At 54.2% G+C, this 295-nt stretch carries 1 protein-coding gene; it reads left to right on the top strand.

The window, feature by feature from the left end:
* Positions 1 to 295 (top strand): tetratricopeptide repeat protein (locus AS151_RS22970; RefSeq protein ID WP_139240835.1); only part of this gene is annotated, 295 nt, incomplete at both ends.

The raw sequence follows: 295 nt of genomic DNA, 5'->3' as shown, positions 1-295 counted from the left end.
TTTGTACGAAAGCCAAGGTCGCTACGACGAAGCGGAACCCCTCTACCGCCAAGCTCTGGAGATGAGAAAACGCCTACTGGGCGAGCAACACCCCTCAGTCGCCAGCAGCCTCAACAATCTGGCACTTTTGTACCAAAGTCAAGGTCGCTACGAGGAAGCGGAACCTCTCTACCGCCAAGCTTTGCAAATGTACAAACGCCTATTGGGCGAACAACACCCTGATGTCGCCACCAGCCTCAACAATCTGGCACTTTTGTACAAAGACCAAGGCAGGTACGAGGAAGCGGAACCCCTC

This window comes from Geitlerinema sp. PCC 9228 (assembly GCF_001870905.1).
In the GTDB taxonomy this organism is placed as follows: domain Bacteria; phylum Cyanobacteriota; class Cyanobacteriia; order Cyanobacteriales; family PCC-9228; genus PCC-9228.
Note: the sequence above shows the minus strand (reverse complement) of the source record. Positions and strands in the feature narration are given on the sequence as shown.